This window comes from Undibacterium sp. Di27W (assembly GCF_049340345.1).
Taxonomy (GTDB): Bacteria; Pseudomonadota; Gammaproteobacteria; order Burkholderiales; family Burkholderiaceae_D; genus Undibacterium.
In genome coordinates, this window is the sequence record NZ_JBMPOS010000073.1 from 1 (window position 1) to 1,048 (window position 1,048).

1 protein-coding gene is annotated in these 1,048 nt (G+C 44.4%); it reads left to right on the forward strand.

Annotated elements, in window-relative coordinates; all coding sequences use genetic code 11:
* Positions 1–90 precede the first annotated feature (90 nt).
* A complete protein-coding gene (locus ACO0LF_RS31295; RefSeq protein WP_423021294.1) occupies positions 91–525 on the forward strand; it encodes an energy transducer TonB in 435 nt (144 codons plus the stop codon).
* The last annotated feature ends 523 nt before the right edge of the window (positions 526–1,048 follow it).

The window sequence follows — 1,048 nt, forward strand, 5'->3', positions numbered from 1 at the left end:
TCTGCGAGGGGCCGTGGGTGAAATCCCCATGGTCTACTCACCCCTATATCAGCACGGGTGAAGGATGGCTTTATCTGGCAGGAATCAAGGATGTCTATACCTGCGAGATTGTCGGCTATGCCATGGGCGCAGCGAAAGAATTTTCCTGCCTTGTTCAAATCAATGAACCTGTCTACTTATTATCATCACATCCACGAATTAACTGTCCCACCTCAAGTTCTAAACAACGTAGAGCCGAGTTCAAATCTCACATTGACCATCGACGAGGTTTCAGACAAACCGTTGCAATTGAGACTGATGGTCAATGAAAATGGCGACATCGACGATGTTGAAATAGAAGACAGTAAGTTATCGCTTGAAGCGACGCGACTCGTCAAAGAGCAATTTCATAAAATGAAATTTACTCCAGGCATGATTCAAGAATTTGCAGTCAAAAGCCAACTTTTGATCGAAGTATCTTTGGAAACAGCGTCTCATCAGGCAGAATTTATTGAGCTATCGCGTAAAGTTCTTATTGACAAATAAATCGAGACAAGAATTGTTTCAACGCTTGCCAAAAACTCGGTACTCTATGCGGTTGACAAATGGATACCTGATATCGAAAAGTTCAGATGACAGCATTTCATTAGCTGTAGCCGCCTAACAAGCTCTTTCTGATCAATCTCAAGGATTAGACATGCGGTATTAGTGGGAGAATTTCAACCTATACTGTTGTTCTTGATGCTTGTATCTAGTACTTCGCCTCTACCTCTTCGCCTTCCTTAAGCCACTTCTTGCTGGTGTTTCGCAACAAGCTGATCTGTCGCTGAATTTCACTGAAGAAGAGGCGTTTCCGATAGAACAACCGCCTGTTGGCGCAATAATTTTCCCGGCCTGTACCGCTTTTTAAGCGTCTCAAAATCGGTTTCAGTCTGGTCGGTGGTAAGCGTCCGTTGCCCCCACATTGACAGATGAGGTTTTATGTTTTCAAGCGCAGTGGCAACAGCTCATCAATCCTGCTGTTAGGATGCATAGGAAGTTGTTCAAGCGTCAGCTTGAGCCAAACCAG